The 18,309-nt window shown below is 60.6% G+C and carries 18 protein-coding genes; 8 read left to right on the top strand and 10 right to left on the bottom strand.

The annotated features are described in order from the left end of the window. Nucleotides 1-84 precede the first annotated feature (84 nt). The gene (locus ACQRBT_RS05925) at nt 85-282 is read left to right on the top strand and encodes a heavy-metal-associated domain-containing protein (RefSeq protein ID WP_060755732.1); all 198 of its coding nucleotides are present in this window, start codon (nt 85-87) and stop codon (nt 280-282) included. Between the two features lie 87 nt (nt 283-369). After that, on the top strand, nt 370-1,563 hold the full coding sequence (locus ACQRBT_RS05920; RefSeq protein ID WP_090366998.1) for a multidrug effflux MFS transporter: 1,194 nt from the start codon (nt 370-372) through the stop codon (nt 1,561-1,563). Between the two features lie 8 nt (nt 1,564-1,571). Here the strand turns inward: ACQRBT_RS05920 and ACQRBT_RS05915 are convergent, their stop codons facing one another. The 3 genes from ACQRBT_RS05915 to ACQRBT_RS05905 form a co-directional block, all read right to left on the bottom strand. Beyond that, complete coding sequence (locus tag ACQRBT_RS05915) at nt 1,572-1,745, bottom strand: hypothetical protein (protein ID WP_162843517.1); 174 nt, start codon at nt 1,743-1,745, stop codon at nt 1,572-1,574. Nucleotides 1,746-1,890: 145 nt separating this feature from the next. After that, a complete protein-coding gene (locus tag ACQRBT_RS05910) occupies nt 1,891-2,904 on the bottom strand; it encodes a zinc-binding alcohol dehydrogenase family protein (protein WP_060755734.1) in 1,014 nt (337 codons plus the stop codon). 24 nt (nt 2,905-2,928) lie between these two features. Beyond that, the gene (locus ACQRBT_RS05905) at nt 2,929-3,222 is read right to left on the bottom strand and encodes a putative quinol monooxygenase (protein ID WP_060755735.1); all 294 of its coding nucleotides are present in this window, start codon (nt 3,220-3,222) and stop codon (nt 2,929-2,931) included. A 116-nt stretch (nt 3,223-3,338) separates the two neighbouring features. On the opposite strand from ACQRBT_RS05905, the gene ACQRBT_RS05900 reads away from it, so the two are divergent. From ACQRBT_RS05900 to ACQRBT_RS05890, 3 genes are all read left to right on the top strand, one after another. Then, on the top strand, nt 3,339-4,268 hold the full coding sequence (locus ACQRBT_RS05900) for a LysR family transcriptional regulator (protein ID WP_060755736.1): 930 nt from the start codon (nt 3,339-3,341) through the stop codon (nt 4,266-4,268). Nucleotides 4,269-4,402: 134 nt separating this feature from the next. Then, on the top strand, nt 4,403-5,098 hold the full coding sequence (locus ACQRBT_RS05895; RefSeq protein WP_412047694.1) for an ArsR/SmtB family transcription factor: 696 nt from the start codon (nt 4,403-4,405) through the stop codon (nt 5,096-5,098). 108 nt (nt 5,099-5,206) lie between these two features. Beyond that, the gene (locus ACQRBT_RS05890; RefSeq protein WP_412047695.1) at nt 5,207-6,577 is read left to right on the top strand and encodes an MFS transporter; all 1,371 of its coding nucleotides are present in this window, start codon (nt 5,207-5,209) and stop codon (nt 6,575-6,577) included. A gap of 64 nt (nt 6,578-6,641) precedes the next feature. Here the strand turns inward: ACQRBT_RS05890 and ACQRBT_RS05885 are convergent, their stop codons facing one another. Next, nucleotides 6,642-7,595: an adenosine deaminase gene (locus ACQRBT_RS05885; RefSeq protein ID WP_043051475.1), complete on the bottom strand. Its 954-nt coding sequence runs from the start codon at nt 7,593-7,595 to the stop codon at nt 6,642-6,644. Between the two features lie 192 nt (nt 7,596-7,787). Between ACQRBT_RS05885 and ACQRBT_RS05880 the strand changes: the two genes are divergently transcribed. Then, entirely contained in the window at nt 7,788-8,879 is a 1,092-nt protein-coding gene (locus tag ACQRBT_RS05880) for a calcium:proton antiporter (protein WP_412047696.1), read from the top strand. On the opposite strand, the gene ACQRBT_RS05875 is transcribed toward ACQRBT_RS05880, so the two are convergent. From ACQRBT_RS05875 to ACQRBT_RS05850, 6 genes are all read right to left on the bottom strand, one after another. Beyond that, nucleotides 8,880-10,235 (bottom strand): 8-oxoguanine deaminase, encoded by a 1,356-nt coding sequence (locus tag ACQRBT_RS05875; RefSeq protein ID WP_412047697.1) that lies wholly within the window; start codon nt 10,233-10,235, stop codon nt 8,880-8,882. It abuts the gene before it with no gap. A gap of 144 nt (nt 10,236-10,379) precedes the next feature. Then, nucleotides 10,380-11,066 (bottom strand): SDR family oxidoreductase, encoded by a 687-nt coding sequence (locus ACQRBT_RS05870; RefSeq protein ID WP_090366992.1) that lies wholly within the window; start codon nt 11,064-11,066, stop codon nt 10,380-10,382. Nucleotides 11,067-11,251: 185 nt separating this feature from the next. Next, a complete protein-coding gene (locus tag ACQRBT_RS05865) occupies nt 11,252-11,833 on the bottom strand; it encodes an IMPACT family protein (protein ID WP_412047698.1) in 582 nt (193 codons plus the stop codon). 12 nt (nt 11,834-11,845) lie between these two features. Next, nucleotides 11,846-12,505, bottom strand: a complete 660-nt coding sequence (locus tag ACQRBT_RS05860; protein ID WP_060755744.1) for a TetR/AcrR family transcriptional regulator — start codon at nt 12,503-12,505, stop codon at nt 11,846-11,848. A 96-nt stretch (nt 12,506-12,601) separates the two neighbouring features. Beyond that, a complete protein-coding gene (locus ACQRBT_RS05855) occupies nt 12,602-13,987 on the bottom strand; it encodes a uracil-xanthine permease family protein (RefSeq protein WP_412047699.1) in 1,386 nt (461 codons plus the stop codon). Nucleotides 13,988-14,076: 89 nt separating this feature from the next. After that, nucleotides 14,077-14,997 carry a LysR family transcriptional regulator gene (locus ACQRBT_RS05850; protein ID WP_060755745.1) on the bottom strand — a complete coding sequence of 307 codons (921 nt, stop codon included), beginning with the start codon at nt 14,995-14,997 and terminating at the stop codon, nt 14,077-14,079. A gap of 126 nt (nt 14,998-15,123) precedes the next feature. Here ACQRBT_RS05850 and ACQRBT_RS05845 point away from each other — a divergent pair, with 126 nt between their 5' ends. Next, nucleotides 15,124-16,473 (top strand): aspartate aminotransferase family protein, encoded by a 1,350-nt coding sequence (locus tag ACQRBT_RS05845; RefSeq protein ID WP_060755746.1) that lies wholly within the window; start codon nt 15,124-15,126, stop codon nt 16,471-16,473. Between the two features lie 38 nt (nt 16,474-16,511). Further along, nucleotides 16,512-18,005, top strand: coding sequence for a CoA-acylating methylmalonate-semialdehyde dehydrogenase (locus tag ACQRBT_RS05840; RefSeq protein ID WP_412047700.1), 1,494 nt, complete (start codon nt 16,512-16,514; stop codon nt 18,003-18,005). Nucleotides 18,006-18,309 lie beyond the last annotated feature (304 nt).

Genomic DNA, 18,309 nt, shown 5'->3' with positions numbered 1-18,309 from the left:
GCGGCGCCCTTGTTGGGGCGGCTTCGCCCCCCAGCGCGGGACAAGCCCGCTCACTACTGCCTACCTCGTTGAAGGAGAAATATCATGCAAGTATTCAGTGTTGAAGGAATGACCTGTGGCCATTGCGTCCGGGCCGTGACCCAGGCGGTGCAAAGCCAGGACCCGGCGGCGAGTGTGAAGGTCGACCTGGCGGCCAAGGAAGTCGGGGTTGAAAGCCGTTTGTCTGCCGAGCAGGTGATCAGCCTGATCAGTGAGGAAGGCTACAGCGCCAGGCTCGCTTGAATTTTCTGATAGTTAGCGAGCTAACTTAATGTTCATGACACCCAAGCGCGGCTAGACTGTCGAGCTGCCGACTCACTTGGGTGTCTGATGAACCTCCGCATAATCCTGATTCTGGGCGCCTTGAGCGCCTTTGCGCCGTTGGCGATCGATTTCTACTTGCCCGGCTTTCCGGCTATGGCCACGGCCTTCGCGACCGACGAGAAGCATATCCAGCTGACCCTGGCGGTGTATTTCGGCGGCTTGGCCATCGGCCAATTGATCTACGGTCCGCTGGCGGACCGGTTTGGCCGACGCGGCCCACTGCTCAGCGGTGTGACCTTGTTCACCCTGGCCTCATTCGCGTGCGCCTATGCGCCGTCGCTGGAGTGGCTGATCGGTGCGCGTTTCGTCCAAGCCCTCGGCGGATGTGCGGGCATGGTGATTTCCCGTGCGGTGGTCAGCGACAAATGTGATGCCGTGGGCTCGGCCAAGGTGTATTCGCAACTGATGCTGGTGACCGGCCTGGCACCCATCCTCGCGCCGTTGGCGGGCGGGGTGATGGTCGGCCTGTGGGGCTGGCAGTCGATCTTTTTGGCGCTATCGATGTTCAGCGTGATGGCGGCCCTGGCTGTCGCGGTCGGATTGCCGGAAACCTTTCCGGCCGACAAGCCGCGCCAGCCGCTCTCCGGCTCGCTGCGCCGCTACGGTGCTCTGCTGTCGGATCGGGTCTACCTCGGCTACGCCCTTACCGGGGGGATCTCGATTGCCGGGATGTTTGCCTACATCGCCGGTTCACCGTTCGTGTTCATCAAGCTCTATGGCGTGGCCCCGGAGCATTACGGCTGGCTGTTCGGTTCCAATGCCGCAGGTTTCATTCTGGTGGCGCAACTCAATGCACGGCTGCTGTCCAAGCGCGGCCCGGCGTTTCTGTTGTCGCGTACGGTGTGGGTGTACGTGCTGGCGGCGTTGACTTTGCTCGGTATCGCCGCGTTGCGTACCGAAGCGTTGTGGCCATTGCTGGTGCCGCTGTTCATTTGCATCGCAAGCCTGGGTTGCATTTTGCCCAACACCTCGGCCTGTGCCATGGCCGGGCAGGGGGCGCGGGCCGGCAGTGCGTCGGCGTTGCTCGGCTGCATTCAGTTTGGTGTGGCGGCGGGGGCTGCTTCGTTGGTCGGCGTGTTGCACGACGGCACGGCCATGCCGATGGCGATGGTCATCAGCTTGTGCGGTGTCTTGGCGGTGACGGTGGCGGTGTCGACCCAGCGCCTGCAACGGGCCAGGGCCATGCAGGCGCAGGTCTGACGTGCGGATCAGCCGGCGGCGTAGTGCTGCTGGCTGAGGGGAATGTGGTGGGGCGCCTGGATTCGGGCTTTCAGGGTGTCGGCAAAAGCTCGGGCTTCGGCCTCACTGCGAAAGGTAATGGCTTTTTGGTCCAGGCGGACTTCCCATTGGGATTTTGCTAACGCTTTTATCAGGATCTTCATTGCTGACTTCCTCACGTAAAAGAATCGTGGCAAAGGCGGCCAATATAAACCCGAATGCGCGCGTAAATATGACAAAGATCAACTCTCGGACTAATGGTGTCGTCCATTACCCACGTGAATAATGGACGCCTCCGACCGCTGTTATTCAGAACCCTTCGAGCACGATCTTGCCCTTGGCCTTGCCGCTTTCCAGCAGGGCGTGGGCGCGTCGCAGGTTCGCTGCGTTGATCACGCCGAAGTGTTCGCCGACCGTGGTTTTCAAGGTGCCGGCATCGATCAGTTGAGCGACGCGATTGAGCAGGTTGTGTTGTTCGATCATGTCAGGGGTCTCGAACATCGAGCGGGTGTACATGAACTCCCAATGCAGCGACAGGCTCTTGCGCTTGAGCTTGCTCACGTCCAGCGCCTTGGGGTCGTCGATCAGCGCCAGCTTGCCTTGAGGTAGCAGGGCCTCGACCAGTTGGTCCAGGTGATGGTCGGTCTGGGTCAGGCTGGCAACGTGGGTCACCTGCGGGTGGCCGGCGGCTTTCAAGGCTTCGCTCAGTGGTTGGCTGTGGTCGACCACCAGATCGGCGCCCAGCGCCTTGGCCCATTCCTGAGTCTCGGGGCGCGAGGCCGTGCCGATGACTTTCAGCGCGGTGAGCCGGCTGGCCAGTTGGGTCAGGATCGAACCTACGCCACCGGCCGCGCCAACGATCAGCAAGCTCTGGCCCTGGTCTTCCTGACCTTCACGGATTTGCAGGCGCTCGAACAGCAGCTCCCAGGCGGTGATGGCGGTCAGCGGCAGCGCGGCGGCTTCGGCGAAACCCAGGCTCTTGGGCATATGCCCGACGATGCGCTCATCCACCGTGTGCAGCTCACTGTTGCCACCCGGGCGCACCAGCGAACCGGCGTAGAACACTTTGTCGCCGGCCTTGAACAGCGTCACGTCGCTGCCGACCGCCTTGACCACACCGGCCACGTCCCAGCCCAGCACCTTGGCGGCGCCATTTTCCGGGGCGACGTTGTGGCGCACCTTGGTGTCCACCGGGTTGACCGAGATGGCTTTGACTTCTACCAGCAAGTCGCGTGGGCCGGCGACGGGCTCCGGCAGTTCGATGTCTTGCAGGGATTGGGGATCGTTGATCGGCAGTGAGGCGTAGTAGGCAATGGCTTTCATGGGGGCTCCGGAAAAGGGCGGCAATCAGGCGAGAAATTTCAGGCGCTTGAGTTCGAAGTGTTCGAGGACATCCGCGGCTTTGGCGCGGAAACTCTGGATATGTGCACTCTGGTCGTGGTCGGCCAGCGCCGCATCGTCGCTCCAACGTTCGAGCATGTAGAAAGTTTCGGGGTGTTGCAGGTCCTGGTGCAGGTCGTACTGCTCGCAACCGGCTTCGAGGCGGGTCGGTTCCAGCAGGCCGCGCAGCAGGGTTTCCAGCGTGGCCTGTTGGCCGGGTTTGGCAACCAGCGTGGCAATGACATTAAAGGCGGCAGACATACTCAACTCCTGGCACGTGATAAGCGGTGGATAGATGATTGGCTATTTCCCGTGAAGGAAAAAGCGGCTAAAACAGCAGGCTGTTTCAATAAATTTTTGATAATGAGCGAGAACACATGCTGCGCTTCGATGATTTGCAGCTGTTTGTGCGCGCGGCGGACCTGGGCAGCCTGTCTGCCGCGGCGAGGGTCATGGACCTGTCGCCTGCGGTGGCCAGCGCTGCGCTCAAGCGCATCGAACAGCAACTGGGCACGCGCTTGTTGGCGCGCTCGACGCGCAGCCTGCGGTTGACCGCCGAAGGTGAAGGTTTCCTGGAATACGCCCGTGCCGCATTGAGTTCGCTGGACGAAGGACGGCGCTTATTGGCCAGTGGCCAGGACCATGTCAGCGGCGTGTTGCAATTGTCGGCGCCCTCGGACTTCGGGCGTAACCAGCTGTTGCCATGGCTGGATGAGTTCCAGCGTGAATACCCGCAACTGGCGGTGCGCCTGTTGCTGGGCGATCGCATTGCCGACCTGTTCCGCCAGCCTGTCGATATTGCCTTGCGCTACGGCGAGCCCGAGGATTCGAGCCTGATTGCACTGCCCATCGCCCCGGACAATGTTCGCGTGCTGTGTGCCGCCCCCAGCTACCTCGCCCGGCATGGCGAGCCCCGGCACCTGGAGCAACTGGCCCAGCATAATTGCCTGCTCTATATGCTCGGCAGCCGAGTCCACGATCGCTGGAGTTTTCACGACGGCCGGCGTGAAGTGAGCCTGACGGTGGCCGGCGACCGTTTCAGTGACGATGCCGACGTCGTTCGTCGCTGGGCTGTCGCGGGTGTCGGCATTGCCTACAAGTCCTGGTTGGACGTGAGCACGGATGTGCTGGCCGGGCGTTTGCGGGTGATCCTGCCGGAGCTGCGGGGGGAGCGCACACCGCTCAACCTGCTATGTGCCCACCGTGCGCAATTGAGCAAGCCGATCAACTTGCTGCGGGAAATGCTGGTATCCCGTTGTGCGACATTGACTGCGCAATGGTCGGAGCGCTTGAACCCTGGGCAATAGCTTCCACCACAGCAGGAAATTTCACTCAGATCCTGTCCCTATCTGCAGCGTCAGACCCGGCGGTGCGTGCGGGGTGCGCACCTATACTTTGGCGCCAACCGCAGCAGATAAATGATTCAACAGGGAGTGAATACGTGGAAGAAGCACCTTGCATCAGTCAGATCGCCAGCTTGCTCGCCGAGCCTAAACGTACGGCCATGCTCTGGGCCTTGATGGACGGTTCCGTGAAATCTTCAGAGGAGTTGGCGCTGCTCACCGGGTTGTCCGCCGCGTCGGCCAACGCCCATTTGGCTCGGCTGACCGCAAGCGGCCTGCTGCTCACCGAGGCCCGACGCGGCAAGCGCCTGTTTCGTGTGGCGGCTGCCGATGTGAGTGCCGCCATCGACGCGCTGGCCAGTACCACCATGGCCAGCGCCGCCCGTAGCCGCCCGTCTGTTTCGCCACCGGCGTTGGTGGCGCCGCCGCTGTTGCGCCGTGCCCGGTTGTGCCATGGGCACCTCGGTGGGGAGTTGGCGGCGGGGTTGTATCAGCGCATGTTGGCGGCGGGCTGGATTGAGCGTCACGAACAACGCATCGAGGTCACGGTCAAGGGCGCGCAATGCCTGGCAGACCTGGGTATTTTTACTCAGGCGCTGGCGTCGCCGCTGGTCTGCGACTGTTTCGACTGGAGCCAGCCACAACCCCACTTGGGTGGCGCCTTGGGCGTGGGGCTGCTGCAACTGTTCCTGCAGTCGAACTGGATCAGTGTGATCAACGAGTTTCGGGCCTTGTTGGTGAACGACGTCGGGCTTGCACACATCCTGTTGATCGCGGCGCCCGAGCAACCCTGACGCCCGTGGGCCGGCGTCGTTCAGGGTTTCGATCAGGTCGCATCCAGCAATAACCCGCGCCAATGATGCCGCACACTGACCGAGGGATTTTCATACTGGGGGTGCGGCATGGGTTTACAGGGCTATAGCGCGGCGGAGCGTCTGGAACGGTTGCCCATCAGCGGCTACCACCGAATCATCTTTATCATTATCGCCCTGGCGTTTTTCTTCGACTCCATGGACTTGGCGATGATGACCTTCCTGTTAGGTTCCATCAAAACCGAGTTTGGCCTGAGCACGGCCCAGGCCGGGTTACTGGCCAGTTCGAGCTTTTTCGGCATGGTGGTCGGCGCCTCGTTGTCGGGCATGTTGGCTGATCGCTTTGGCCGTAAGCCGGTGTTCCAGTGGAGCATCGTGTTATGGGGCATTGCCAGCTACCTGTGTTCCACGGCGCAGACGCTGGAGATGCTGACGTTGTTTCGCATCTTGCTGGGGATCGGCATGGGCATGGAATTCCCGATTGCCCAGTCGATGCTGTCGGAGCTGATTCCGGCCAAGGGGCGTGGTCGGTACATTGCGTTGATGGATGGCTTCTGGCCGCTGGGGTTTGTGGCGGCGGGTGTGCTGTCTTACTTCCTGCTGCCGGTGATTGGCTGGCGTGACATCTTCCTGGTATTGGCGGTGCCGGCGGTGTTTGTACTGGCGATTCGGTTTTTTATCCCGGAGTCGCCGCGTTGGCTGGAGCAGGCCGGGCGGCATGCGGCTGCCGACCAGGTCTTGCAGGGTATCGAACAGAACGTGCGTGCTTCATTGGGCCGCGTCGATTTGCCGGAGCCGATCCGCCTGCCACGCGTGGAAAGCACGCCGGGGACGTTTTTTTCGGCATTCCAGCAGTTGTGGTCGGCGCAGTATCGCCAGCGCACGATGATGATCTGGTGCGTCTGGTTCTTTGCCTTGCTCGGTTTTTACGGCCTGACTTCGTGGCTGAGTGCATTGCTGCAGCAGTCAGGTTTTGCGGTGACCCAGTCGGTGTATTACACCGTGATCATTTCCCTGGGCGGCATCCCCGGGTTCCTGATGGCCGCCTGGTTGGTGGAGCGCTGGGGGCGTAAGCCGGTGTGCGTGGTGACCTTGCTCGGCGGCGGGGTGATGGCGTTTGTGTATGGGCAGAGCGCGGTATTCGGCGGCAATGTCGGTTTGCTGATCACCTCGGGTTTATTGATGCAGTTCTTTCTGTTTGGCATGTGGGCGGTGCTGTACACCTACACGCCGGAGTTGTATCCCACCTCGGCACGGGCGACCGGCTCGGGGTTCGCCTCGGCGATTGGTCGGGTCGGCTCATTGCTGGGGCCGTTGGTGACGGGGTTGGTGTTCCCGGTTACCGGGCAGGGCGGGGTGTTTGCCTTGGGCGCGCTGTGCTTTGCAGTGGCGGCGCTGGTGGTGTGGGTATTCGGGATGGAGACGAAGGGCAAGACTCTGGAAGAGCTGACGCAAGCCTGAAGTTGATGAGCACAGTGTGAGAGGGGGGCAGCCCCCTCTCACCTGTCGAGCCGCATTTACTCCGTTATGGCTTTACCAGGCGCGCATCCAGGCTGTTCTGTGCCAGGCGCTTGGCCTGGTCCTGGGTCATGCCCAGCGAGGTGTACAGCGCGTGGAAGTTCTCGGTGACATAACCGCCGAAGTACGCCGGGTCATCCGAGTTAACCGTCACCTTCACGCCACGCTCAAGCATGTCGAGGATGTTGTGCTGGGCCATGTCGTCGAACACACACAGTTTGGTGTTGGACAGCGGGCACACGGTCAATGGGATCTGCTCGTCGATGATGCGCTGCATCAGGCGCTCGTCTTCGATGGCCCGCACGCCATGGTCGATACGCTGGATTTTCAGCAGGTCGATGGCTTCCCAGATGTACTCGGGCGGGCCTTCTTCACCCGCGTGGGCCACGGTGAGGAAGCCTTCGTGGCGGGCACGGTCGAACACGCGCTGGAACTTGCTCGGCGGGTGACCCATCTCCGAACTGTCCAGGCCCACGGCCACGAATGCATCACGGAACGGCAGGGCCTGGTCGAGGGTTTTCTCGGCCTCGGCTTCGCTCAGGTGGCGCAGGAAGCTCAAGATCAAACCGCTGGTGATCCCCAGTTGCTGCTCACCATCTTTCAGTGCGGCGGCGATGCCGTTGAGCACCACTTCGAACGGCACACCACGGTCGGTATGGGTTTGCGGGTCGAAGAAGGGTTCGGTGTGGATCACGTTCTGTGCTTTGCAGCGCAGCAGGTAGGCCCAGGTCAGGTCGTAGAAGTCCTGGGAGGTGCGCAGCACGTCGGCGCCCTTGTAATACAGGTCGAGAAATTCCTGCAGGTTGTTGAAGGCGTAAGCCTTGCGCAGGGTTTCGACGTCGTTCCACGGCAGCGCAATCTTGTTGCGCTCGGCCAGGGCGAACAGCAACTCAGGCTCCAGCGAGCCTTCCAGGTGCAGGTGCAGTTCAGCCTTGGGCAGGGCGTTGAGCCAATCGTACATGTCTAGTTTCTCATCAGGTGCAATGGCGGCATTCTACAGGCCATGGACGAAATATTTGGCAAAACCTGACCAGCAGGAGAGTTTTGCTTTGTTCACGCCAGAGCTGTGTGAACTAAGGTGTAACGAAACATTAGCGATGTGCCGTAGTCTTTACCCCATCAATGACTGATTAGCTGTTTGATAAGGCCCGGAATGCTCACATCCCTCAAGCAAGAAAAATTCATGCTCCTGGCGCTGGTTGCCGCCATCGCCGCCTACCCGCTGGAGCACTGGATGCTCCACAGCGGACAAATGGTCGCGTTGCTCGCCGGCCTGGCCCTGATCGTTTTTATCGTAATGGCTTCGATGCGCGTGGCCCATCACGCCGAACAATTGGCGGAAAAGGTCGGCGACCCCTACGGCACCATGATCCTGACCCTGGCCGCCGTGCTGGTGGAAGTGGTGATCCTGGCGATCATGATGAGCAACGAGCCGTCGCCCACCCTGGTGCGCGACACCATCTATTCGGCGGTGATGCTCGACATCAACGGCATCCTCGGCCTGGCCGCGCTGATGGGCGGCATCAAGCACGGGGAGCAGTCCTACAATGACGATTCGGCGCGCACCTACAGCGTGATGATCCTCACCGCCATGGGGGTGTCGATGGTGGTGCCGGAATTTATCCCCGAAGCTGACTGGAAAATCTACTCGGCGTTTACCATTGGCGCGATGGTGTTGCTCTACACCTTGTTCCTGCGCATGCAGGTGGGGCCGCACAGTTATTTCTTCAGCTACAGCTACCCGGAAAAGCGTCGTAAGAAACAGCCGGAAGAACACCAGGAGCCGCCGATCAATCTGGCGTTCTCCATCGGTACGTTGGTGTTTGGGGTGATTGTGATTGGCGCATTGGCCGAGGTGATGTCCAAGACCCTCGACCTGGGCCTGGAAGGCACGGGCGCGCCGCCGGTGATTACGGCGATCGTAGTCGCGGCCATTTCGGCCGCGCCGGAAATCCTCACCGCGTTGCGCGCCGCCTTGGCCAACCGCATGCAGTCGGTGGTGAACATCGCGTTGGGCGCTTCGTTATCGACGGTGATCCTGACTGTGCCGGTAATGGAGGCCATGGCGCTCTACACCGGCCAGCCGTTTCAGATGGCGATGACGCCCGTGCAAACGGTGATGGTGTTTATCACGCTGATCGTCAGCGCGATCAACCTCAACGATGGCGAAACCAACGCCATCGAAGGGATGACCCATTTCGTGTTGTTCGCGACCTTTATCATGTTGTCGCTGTTGGGTTTGTAATCAGCCGGCGATCAACTGCCGTGCCGCCTGGGTGTGATCGGCAATCAAGCCTTTCAGATCCAGGCCCTCGACCTGGCCGTCGATGACCCGCCATTGGCCGCCGACCATGACCCGATCTGCACGATCCGCGCCGCACAACAGCAGCGCCGAGATCGGGTCGTGGCTGCCGGAAAAACGCAGTTCATCGAGCTTGAACAGCGCCAGGTCGGCCTGCTTCCCGACCGCCAACTCACCGATATCCGTACGCCCAAGCAATTGCGCCGAGCCTTTGGTGGCCCAGCCCAGCACGCCTTCAGGGGTGATTTTTTCCGCACCATAACGCAGGCGTTGGATATACAGGGCCTGACGGGCCTCAAGGATCATGTTCGACGCATCGTTGGACGCAGAACCGTCCACGCCCAGGCCAATGGGCGCGCCAGCGGCGAGCAGGTCCAGGGTGGGGCAGATACCCGAGGCCAGGCGCATATTTGAACTGGGGCAATGGCAGATACCGGTGCCGGCGGCACCCAGGCGTGCGATCTCGTCGGGGTTGAAATGGATGCCGTGGGCCAGCCACGTGCGCGGGCCGAGCCAACCGACACTGTCGAGATAGTCCACGGTGCGCAGGCCGAAACGTTGCAGGCAGAAGTCTTCTTCATCCAGGGTTTCCGCCAGGTGCGTATGCAGGCGGACGTCGAGCGTGTCGGCCAGTTCGGCGCTGGCTTGCATGATTTGCGGGGTGACGGAAAACGGCGAGCAGGGCGCCAGGGCTATCTGGATCTGCGCGCCCTCGCCACGCTCGTGGTAGGTGTGGATCAGGCGTTGGCTGTCTTCGAGGATCACTTGGCCCTGTTGGACGGTCTGCTGCGGTGGCAGCCCACCGTCGGCTTCGCCCAGGCTCATGGAACCGCGGGTCAGCATGGCGCGCATACCCAGTTCACGCACGCTCTGCACTTGCACGTCGATGGCGTTTTCCAGGCCGTCGGGGAACAGGTAGTGGTGATCCGCTGCCGTGGTGCAGCCCGAGAGCAGCAATTCGGCCAGCGCGACCTTGGACGCCAGCGCGAGTTTTTCCGGAGTCAGTCGCGCCCAGACCGGGTAGAGGGTTTTCAGCCATGGGAACAACGGCTGATTGACCACGGGCGCCCAGGCGCGGGTCAAGGTCTGGTAGAAGTGGTGGTGGGTGTTGATCAGCCCGGGAAGAACGACATGTTCGCGAGCATCGAACACCTGTGCACAGGGCTGCGCGGGCTCTTGCCCTGGAGCCAGCAGTTCGGCAATCACGCCGTCTTGCAGCACCAGGCCGCCACGGGCGTCGAGGCCGTTGGCAGTGAAAATTGCGAGGGGGGTTTTTAACCAGATACGGGTCGCAGGCATTGGCCGGCTCCTCTGAATGATGGGTTCAGGTTTGCCAGCTCAGTGTTGCCCTGTCTGCTGATCCAGGGTCGCCGGTGAAGGCGAGGAGGCAGTCTACGCGTGGAGCGTTATCGGCCGCAATCGGTCGATAACGCTCCACAGGGTTTACCAGGCGATGGTATCGCCCTTGTAGTCGATGAAGTGATGGCCGCCTTTGCCGGTGTAGGCGTTCACCTGGTCCACCAGGCCGCGTACGCTGGTGTCGACATCGATGTGCGCGTCTTCCCCGCCCATGTCGGTCTTCACCCAGCCCGGGTGCAGCGACAGCACGGTGAGCTTGTGATCGCCGAGTTGAGTGATGAAGCTGTTGGTCATGGAGTTGAGCGCGGCTTTGCTGGCTTTGTACAGCGCCAGGTCCGAGCCGTCGGGAATGGTCACGCTGCCCAGCACCGAACTCATGAACGCCAGTACGCCACTGTCCTGACGGATCCGCCCGACAAAGCGTTGGGCCAGGTTGATCGGCGCCACGGCGTTGGTGAAGAACAATTGGCCGACTTCTGCCAGTGTGGCGTGGCCCGGCTCCTGATTGGCCGGGCCCTTGACGCCGGCATTGACGAACAGCAGGTCGAAGGTGCGGTCCTTGAGGCGCTGGCTCAAGGCGATCACGGCTTGTTGATCATCCATATCCAGCTTCTCGATATGCACCGGGCCCAATGCTTTCAGGGCATCGGCCTTGTTCGGATCACGCACGGTGGCGGTCACGTCCCAGCCGTCCTGAAGCAATTGCTTGACCAGGCCAAGGCCCAGCCCGCGCGAGGCGCCGATGATCAATGCGGTTTTTGGCGTAGACATGAAGGCTTCCTTTGGAGTCGCGGTTCAGTGAATTCGGCTGACCACATTACCCCAGGCTTGGGCAAATGGGATCAAGTGTGGTTGAGCAAAAAACGTACAGTGCTCGCAACCCCTTGTGACAGAAGGGTTACAGGTCGATGTGCTCAGGTTATCCACAGGCAGGTGCACAGTACATGTGGGCAGTTTCAACGTTGTAGCAGGATGCGCCCACGGCTGAGGTCGGCGAGTTGGGTTTGCAGGGTATCGATGTGAGCCTCGCCCAGTGCGAGCTGCAGTTCGACGCCATTGGCGGTGAAGTGTTCGTCCACCACCAAGCCGCCCAGATCGGCGACGCGCAGTTTCACCAGGTTCAACTCGGAGAACCCGCAGGCACAGCTAAGCGGTACACGGCTGATCAGTTCGATGCGCTCGGCATTCTGCAGGCATTTGTTCGCGCCACCCCCATAGGCACGGGCCAGGCCGCCTGTACCCAACTGGATACCGCCGTACCAGCGAATCACCAGCACGGCGACCTGATCAAACCCCTGGGCTTCGATAGCCGCCAGGATCGGCCGCCCGGCCGTGCCGCCTGGTTCGCCATCGTCATTGCTACGGTACTGATCGGCGAGCTTCCAGGCCCAACAGTTGTGCGTGGCGTTGAGGTCGCTGTGTTGCTCGAAGAACGCCTGGGCGTCCTGCGGGCAGGTGATCGGCGCGGCGAGAGTGATAAAGCGGCTTTTGCGGATTTCTTCACGAAATTCGCAAAGGCCGGTGAGCGTGAAAGGCATAAGTCGCTTCGTTCAGAGGGCTGGCTTGATGCCACAGCCTTTGAGAATGATATGGATCAGGTTGGTGCCGGCGTCTTCCATATCCTGCTTGGTCAGCTTGGTACGGCCGGTCACGCGGCAGATTTGCGTTGCGAAGTCGGCATAGTGCTGGGTGCTGCCCCACAGCAGGAAGATCAGGTGCACGGGGTCGATGGGGTCCATCTTGCCTGCCTCGATCCAGGCCTGGAACACCGCCGCCCGGCCGCTGAACCAGGCGCGGTAGTCTTGGCTGAAGTATTCGGTCAGGCATTCACCGCCACTGATGATCTCCATGGCGAAGATCCGCGAGGCTTGCGGGTGTCGCCGGGAAAATTCCATCTTGGTGCGGATGTAGCGGGTAAGGGCCACCGCCGGGTCGTCCTCGGCGGTCAGCGCGTTGAAGGTGCTGTCCCACAGTTCGAGGATGTTGCTGAGCACGGCGATATACAGGCCCAGTTTGTTGGTGAAATAGTAATGCAAGTTGGCCTTGGGCAGCCCGGCACTCGAGGCGATAGTGTTCATGCTGGTGCCTTTGTAGCCGTGGCGCGCGAACTCATCTTCAGCTGCTTGAAGAATCGCTTGTTCGTTCTTTTGTCGAATGCGGCTGGCGGGCTTGCCGGCGTGGTGGCTGTGGGCAGGAACTTCGAGGCTCATGGAGGTTTCCGTGCTGATCGATAGAGGCGACGTGTGCACAGATAACCCACCCTCAAGCCTCAGACAAGTCCCGATGCAATAAAACCCTTAAAGCAGTTACAGCGTGTCGCTTTGCGCTGTGTGATTTGCGGCAATGTGCGTGGCTTTGGCTTCGGGCAATAACAGGCACAACAGGATGGCGGTCAGGCCGCCGCTGGTGATGGCCGAGTCGAACAGGTTCTGCACCAGGGGCGGCATCAAATGCAGCAGGTTGGGTTGGGCGGCGATACCCAGGCCCACGCCAAACGAGGTGGCGATGATCAGCATGCTGCGTCGGTCCAGCGGCGCCTGGGCGAGGATGCGCACACCGGCGGCGGCCACGCTGCCGAACATCACCAGGGTTGCACCGCCCAGCACCGGCTTGGGGATTTGCTGCAGCACGGCGCCAATCAGCGGAAACAAACCGAGACAGAACAGCAAGACGCCTATGTATAAACCGACGTAGCGGCTGGCCACGCCGGTGAGCTGGATGACGCCGTTGTTCTGGGCAAAGGTGGTGTTGGGAAAGGCGCTGAACGTCGCGGCGATCATGCAACTGACACCATCGCCCAATACGCCACCCTTGAGTCGGCTTATATAAGAAGGGCCGCTGATAGGTTGGCGGGCAATCATGCAATTGGCGGTGAGGTCACCCACGGTTTCGATGCTGCTGATCAGGTAAATCAGCGCGATCGGCAGGAAAGCGCTCCAGTCGAAATTGAAACCAAAGCGAAACGGGATCGGCAAGCTGATCACGGGCAAGTCGGGCAGGGCTTGAGGGACCAGCTTGCCGCTCAGCCACGCCGCAAGGCTGCCGAGGGCCAGGCCGATGATGATCGCCGAGAGACGCACCCACGGCGTGTTCGAGCGATTGAGCAGGATGATCGTCAGCACCACGAACAGGCCCAGGGCCAGATTGCCGGGAGCGCCGAAGTCCGGTGCGTTGAAACCTCCGCCCAGGTCGGTGATGCCCACCTTGATCAGGCTGATGCCGATCAGCGTGATGACAATCCCGGTCACCAACGGCGTGATTACCCGGCGCAACTGGCCGATGAAACGGCTCAACAGAATCTGCACCGCGGCGCCGAAAAAGCACACGCCGAAGATCATCGCCATGATGTCCTCCGGGCTGCCGCCGCGTTGTTTGACCAGGAAACCCGCCGACAGCACCGCACCGAGAAACGCAAAACTGGTGCCTTGCAGGCAGATCATGCCGGCGCCTATCCCAAACGGCCTACGCGCCTGGATGAAGGTCCCTACACCGGAGACCATGAGCGCCATGCTGATCAGGTAGGGCAAATGGGCGGTCAGGCCCAACGTGGAGCCGATGATCAGCGGCGGGGTGATGATGCCGACGAAGGCGGCCAGCACGTGTTGCAAGGCGGCCAGGCAGGCGGCAGCGGGTTTTGGCCGGTCGTTGAGGCCGTAGATCAGGTCATTGGTGTTGGCGGAATCTGGTGGCATGGCGGGCAAACTCAAGGCGGACGGTTCAAGGTCCTGGCTCTCTTGCAAAAAGCTGTCCAGTTGCTCAGCTTTTTTGTGCGAGGCCCGAGTTAGCGCGTTGCGGCCAGGCTTTCGAGGAAGCTTTCCAGCACCAAATGAGGGCGCCGGCCCTTGCGCGTGACCGATGCCAGGCTTAAATCGTAAAAGCGTGTAGCCGGTTTCAGCGCACGTAGTCGGCCTTGTTGTACCCAGAGGCTGGCGTAGTGGTCGGGCAGATAACCGATGTAACGCCCGGTGAGGATCAGGAACGCCATGCCTTCGCGGTCCGATGCGCTGGCGGTGCAGTTGAGGGCCTGATAATGGGCCTGGATCTCGGCGGGCAGGCGGAAGGTGGGGGCGATGGCGTCCTGGCTGTCGATGCGGGCGTCGTCCAGCAGCGTGTCGTCGGCATAAAACAGCGGGTGGCCGACCGCGCAGTAAAGCAGCGACCGTTCGCTGTACAGCGGTTGGTATTCAAGCCCCGAGAGGGCGCTGGCCTGGGGGACTACGCCGACATGCAGGCGGCCGTCGAGCACGCCTTGTTCGACCTCATTGGGCGCGATCATGCGGATCTGGATCTGCACGTCCGGGCCGCGTTCTTTCAACTGCGCCAGGGCATGGGTGATGCGCATGTGCGGCAGGGTGACCAGGTTGTCGGTGAGACCGATGATCAGCTCGCCGCGCAAATGCTGGTGCAGGCCGTTGACCTCGGTGCGGAAACTTTCCAGGGCACTCAAAAGTTGCAGGGCCGACTGATAAACCTCGCGGCCTTCTTCCGTCAGGGAAAAACCGGCACGTCCGCGCTGGCACAACCTCAAGCCGAGGCGTTGCTCCAGGTCGCTCATTTGTTGGCTGATGGCTGAGCGCCCAATGCCCAGCACGGTTTCAGCTGCCGAGAAGCCACCGCATTCCACCACGCTGCGAAAAATGCGCAGCAGGCGAATATCGAAGTCGCTGACTTGGGCCAGGGGATCGGGGCGACGGCTGCTCATAGTTTAGTAAAAGCCTGACTGAAGGTTAGAAGAGTTGGATTTCACCGACTTTATCGCCGTGGCAACTTAGCTGCAACCTGTGCTTTCCAATCCCGACGCTGCCTTTTGCCCTGCGAGGTTTTGCTGATGAACATGCCCGAAAACGCCCCTTCGTCCCTGGCCAGCCAACTGAAGTTGGATGCCCACTGGATGCCTTACACCGCCAACCGTAACTTCCAGCGTGACCCGCGCCTGATCGTGGCTGCCGAAGGCAGTTGGTTGACCGATGACAAGGGCCGCAAGGTGTACGACTCGTTGTCGGGCTTGTGGACCTGCGGCGCAGGGCACACCCGCAAGGAGATTCAGGAGGCGGTCGCCAAGCAATTGAGTACCCTGGATTACTCCCCAGGCTTCCAATATGGTCATCCACTGTCCTTTCAGTTGGCGGAAAAGATCACCGATCTGACCCCGGGCAACCTGAACCACGTGTTCTTCACCGACTCCGGCTCCGAGTGTGCCGATACGGCGGTGAAGATGGTGCGCGCCTACTGGCGCCTGAAGGGCCAGGCGACCAAGACCAAGATGATCGGCCGCGCCCGTGGCTATCACGGTGTGAACATCGCCGGCACCAGCCTGGGCGGCGTCAACGGCAACCGTAAGATGTTTGGGCAGGCAATGATGGACGTTGACCATCTGCCGCACACCTTGCTGGCGAGCAATGCTTTTTCCCGTGGCATGCCGGAGCAGGGTGGGATTGCGCTGGCCGATGAGCTGCTCAAATTGATCGAGTTGCACGACGCCTCGAACATCGCTGCTGTATTTGTCGAGCCGATGGCTGGCTCAGCTGGCGTACTGGTGCCGCCTCAGGGGTATCTGAAGCGTCTGCGTGAAATCTGTGATCAGCACAACATCCTGTTGGTCTTCGATGAAGTGATCACCGGTTTCGGCCGTACCGGCTCGATGTTCGGTGCGCAGAGCTTTGGAGTGACCCCGGACCTGATGTGCATCGCCAAACAGGTCACCAACGGCGCAATCCCGATGGGCGCAGTGATTGCCAGCAGCGAGATCTATCAGACCTTCATGAATCAGGCGACGCCTGAGTACGCCGTGGAGTTCCCGCACGGCTACACCTACTCGGCGCACCCGGTGGCTTGTGCAGCCGGCCTGGCGGCACTGGACTTGTTGCAGAAGGAAAACCTGGTGCAGAGCGTGGCTGAAGTCGCCCCGCACTTTGAGAATGCGCTGCATGGTTTGAAGGGCAGCAAGAATGTGATCGATATTCGCAACTATGGCCTGGCCGGCGCTATCCAGATTGCCGCGCGTGACGGTGATGCGATCGTGCGTCCATTCGAAGCCGGTATGGCCTTGTGGAAGGCTGGTTTCTATGTGCGCTTTGGCGGGGACACCCTGCAGTTCGGGCCAACCTTCAACAGCAAGCCGCAGGATCTGGATCGCTTGTTCGACGCGGTCGGCGAAGTGCTGAACAAGATCGACTGATTTCTCCTTCTATATAGAACAACGTTCAGGAGCCTTGCATGAGCCTTATCCAACACTTGATCAACGGTGAACTGGTCAATGACAGCGGTCGTAGCGCCGATGTGTACAACCCGTCTACCGGCCAGGTGATCCACCAGGTGCCATTGGCCAGTCGCGAAACCATTCAACAGGCGATCGACTCGGCCAAGGCTGCGTTTCCGGTCTGGCGTAATACCCCGCCAGCCAGGCGTGCCCAGGTGATGTTTCGTTTCAAGCAATTGCTGGAGCAGAACGAGGCGCGTATCTCGCAGTTGATCAGTGAAGAGCACGGCAAGACTCTGGAGGACGCCGCAGGTGAGCTGAAGCGCGGGATCGAGAACGTGGAGTACGCCTGTTCGGCGCCGGAGATTCTCAAGGGTGAATACAGCCGCAACGTGGGGCCGAACATTGATGCATGGTCGGACTTCCAGCCGCTGGGTGTGGTTGCGGGTATCACCCCGTTCAACTTCCCTGCGATGGTGCCATTGTGGATGTATCCGCTGGCGATCGTCTGCGGTAACTGTTTTATCCTGAAACCGTCGGAGCGTGATCCGAGTTCAACGTTGCTGATCGCGCAACTGCTGCAAGAAGCGGGTCTGCCAAAAGGCGTGCTGAACGTGGTGCACGGGGACAAGGGGGCAGTGGATGCGCTGATCGAAGCACCCGAAGTAAAAGCCCTGAGCTTTGTTGGCTCGACTCCGATTGCCGAGTACATCTATGCCGAAGCCACCAAGCGTGGCAAGCGCGTGCAAGCGCTGGGTGGGGCGAAGAACCATGCGGTTCTGATGCCGGATGCCGATCTGGACAACGCCGTCAGTGCTTTGATGGGAGCGGCGTATGGTTCCTGTGGCGAGCGTTGCATGGCTATCTCGGTGGCCGTATGCGTGGGCGACCAGGTGGCGGACGCGTTGATTGCCAAGCTGGTGCCGCAGGTCAAGGCGCTGAAGATTGGTGCGGGCACTTCTTGTGGCCTGGATATGGGGCCGTTGGTGACAGGCCAGGCACGGGATAAGGTCAGTGGTTATATAGAAGACGGTGTGGCGTCGGGTGCCGAGCTGGTGGTGGATGGTCGTGGCCTGAGTGTTTCCGGGCATGAAGAAGGCTTCTTCCTGGGCGGCAGCCTGTTTGACCGTGTGACCCCCGAGATGCGGATCTATAAAGAAGAGATCTTTGGGCCTGTGTTGTGTGTGGTCCGGGTGAATAGCCTGGAAGCTGCGATGCAACTGATCAACGATCACGAATACGGTAATGGCACCTGCATCTTCACCCGTGATGGGGAAGCGGCACGCTTGTTCTGTGATGAGATTGAAGTGGGGATGGTTGGCGTAAACGTTCCACTGCCGGTGCCGGTGGCCTATCACAGCTTCGGAGGCTGGAAGCGTTCGCTGTTTGGCGACTTGCATGCCTATGGGCCGGACGGGGTGCGTTTCTATACCCGTCGCAAGGCGATCACCCAGCGTTGGCCGCAACGTGCCAGCCATGAAGCGTCGCAGTTTGCCTTCCCTAGTTTGTAAGGTGAACGGAAAGCCGGCCCTTTGGGCCGGCTTTGTGTTTTTGGGGCTTTTTTGGCTGATATGACAGAAATGTGAAAAAAAGCGGTTGACGGCAAATTGTATCTGTCTATAATTCGCCCCACTTCCGGCGCAGTCGAAACTGAAAACTCCTTGGTAAACAAGAAGTTACGAAGATTCAGGCAGCGAAAGGCTTCAATTCATCGAAGCCCAGAAGGAGTTGATAGGGTGGTGTTGTTTGGCTCTATCAACGGTTCGATCTTCTCGGTCGAAAGCGGAGAAAAAGAGGTGTTGACAGCAGCGTGTA

Origin of the sequence: Pseudomonas sp. R19M (genome assembly GCF_050312585.1) — a bacterium.
GTDB lineage: Bacteria > Pseudomonadota > Gammaproteobacteria > Pseudomonadales > Pseudomonadaceae > Aquipseudomonas > Aquipseudomonas palleroniana.
The sequence above is the reverse complement of the archived record's forward strand: the minus strand, read 5'-3'. Positions and strand labels throughout refer to the sequence as shown.

Coding starts and splice junctions, on each gene's coding strand:
- ACQRBT_RS05925 (WP_060755732.1), top strand. CDS start 85: ATGCAAGTATTCAGTGTTGAAGGAATGACCTGTGGCCATTGCGTCCGG.
- ACQRBT_RS05920 (WP_090366998.1), top strand. CDS start 370: ATGAACCTCCGCATAATCCTGATTCTGGGCGCCTTGAGCGCCTTTGCG.
- ACQRBT_RS05915 (WP_162843517.1), bottom strand. CDS start 1,745: ATGAAGATCCTGATAAAAGCGTTAGCAAAATCCCAATGGGAAGTCCGC.
- ACQRBT_RS05910 (WP_060755734.1), bottom strand. CDS start 2,904: ATGAAAGCCATTGCCTACTACGCCTCACTGCCGATCAACGATCCCCAA.
- ACQRBT_RS05905 (WP_060755735.1), bottom strand. CDS start 3,222: ATGTCTGCCGCCTTTAATGTCATTGCCACGCTGGTTGCCAAACCCGGC.
- ACQRBT_RS05900 (WP_060755736.1), top strand. CDS start 3,339: ATGCTGCGCTTCGATGATTTGCAGCTGTTTGTGCGCGCGGCGGACCTG.
- ACQRBT_RS05890 (WP_412047695.1), top strand. CDS start 5,207: ATGGGTTTACAGGGCTATAGCGCGGCGGAGCGTCTGGAACGGTTGCCC.
- ACQRBT_RS05885 (WP_043051475.1), bottom strand. CDS start 7,595: ATGTACGATTGGCTCAACGCCCTGCCCAAGGCTGAACTGCACCTGCAC.
- ACQRBT_RS05880 (WP_412047696.1), top strand. CDS start 7,788: ATGCTCACATCCCTCAAGCAAGAAAAATTCATGCTCCTGGCGCTGGTT.
- ACQRBT_RS05875 (WP_412047697.1), bottom strand. CDS start 10,235: ATGCCTGCGACCCGTATCTGGTTAAAAACCCCCCTCGCAATTTTCACT.
- ACQRBT_RS05870 (WP_090366992.1), bottom strand. CDS start 11,066: ATGTCTACGCCAAAAACCGCATTGATCATCGGCGCCTCGCGCGGGCTG.
- ACQRBT_RS05865 (WP_412047698.1), bottom strand. CDS start 11,833: ATGCCTTTCACGCTCACCGGCCTTTGCGAATTTCGTGAAGAAATCCGC.
- ACQRBT_RS05860 (WP_060755744.1), bottom strand. CDS start 12,505: ATGAGCCTCGAAGTTCCTGCCCACAGCCACCACGCCGGCAAGCCCGCC.
- ACQRBT_RS05855 (WP_412047699.1), bottom strand. CDS start 13,987: ATGCCACCAGATTCCGCCAACACCAATGACCTGATCTACGGCCTCAAC.
- ACQRBT_RS05850 (WP_060755745.1), bottom strand. CDS start 14,997: ATGAGCAGCCGTCGCCCCGATCCCCTGGCCCAAGTCAGCGACTTCGAT.
- ACQRBT_RS05845 (WP_060755746.1), top strand. CDS start 15,124: ATGAACATGCCCGAAAACGCCCCTTCGTCCCTGGCCAGCCAACTGAAG.
- ACQRBT_RS05840 (WP_412047700.1), top strand. CDS start 16,512: ATGAGCCTTATCCAACACTTGATCAACGGTGAACTGGTCAATGACAGC.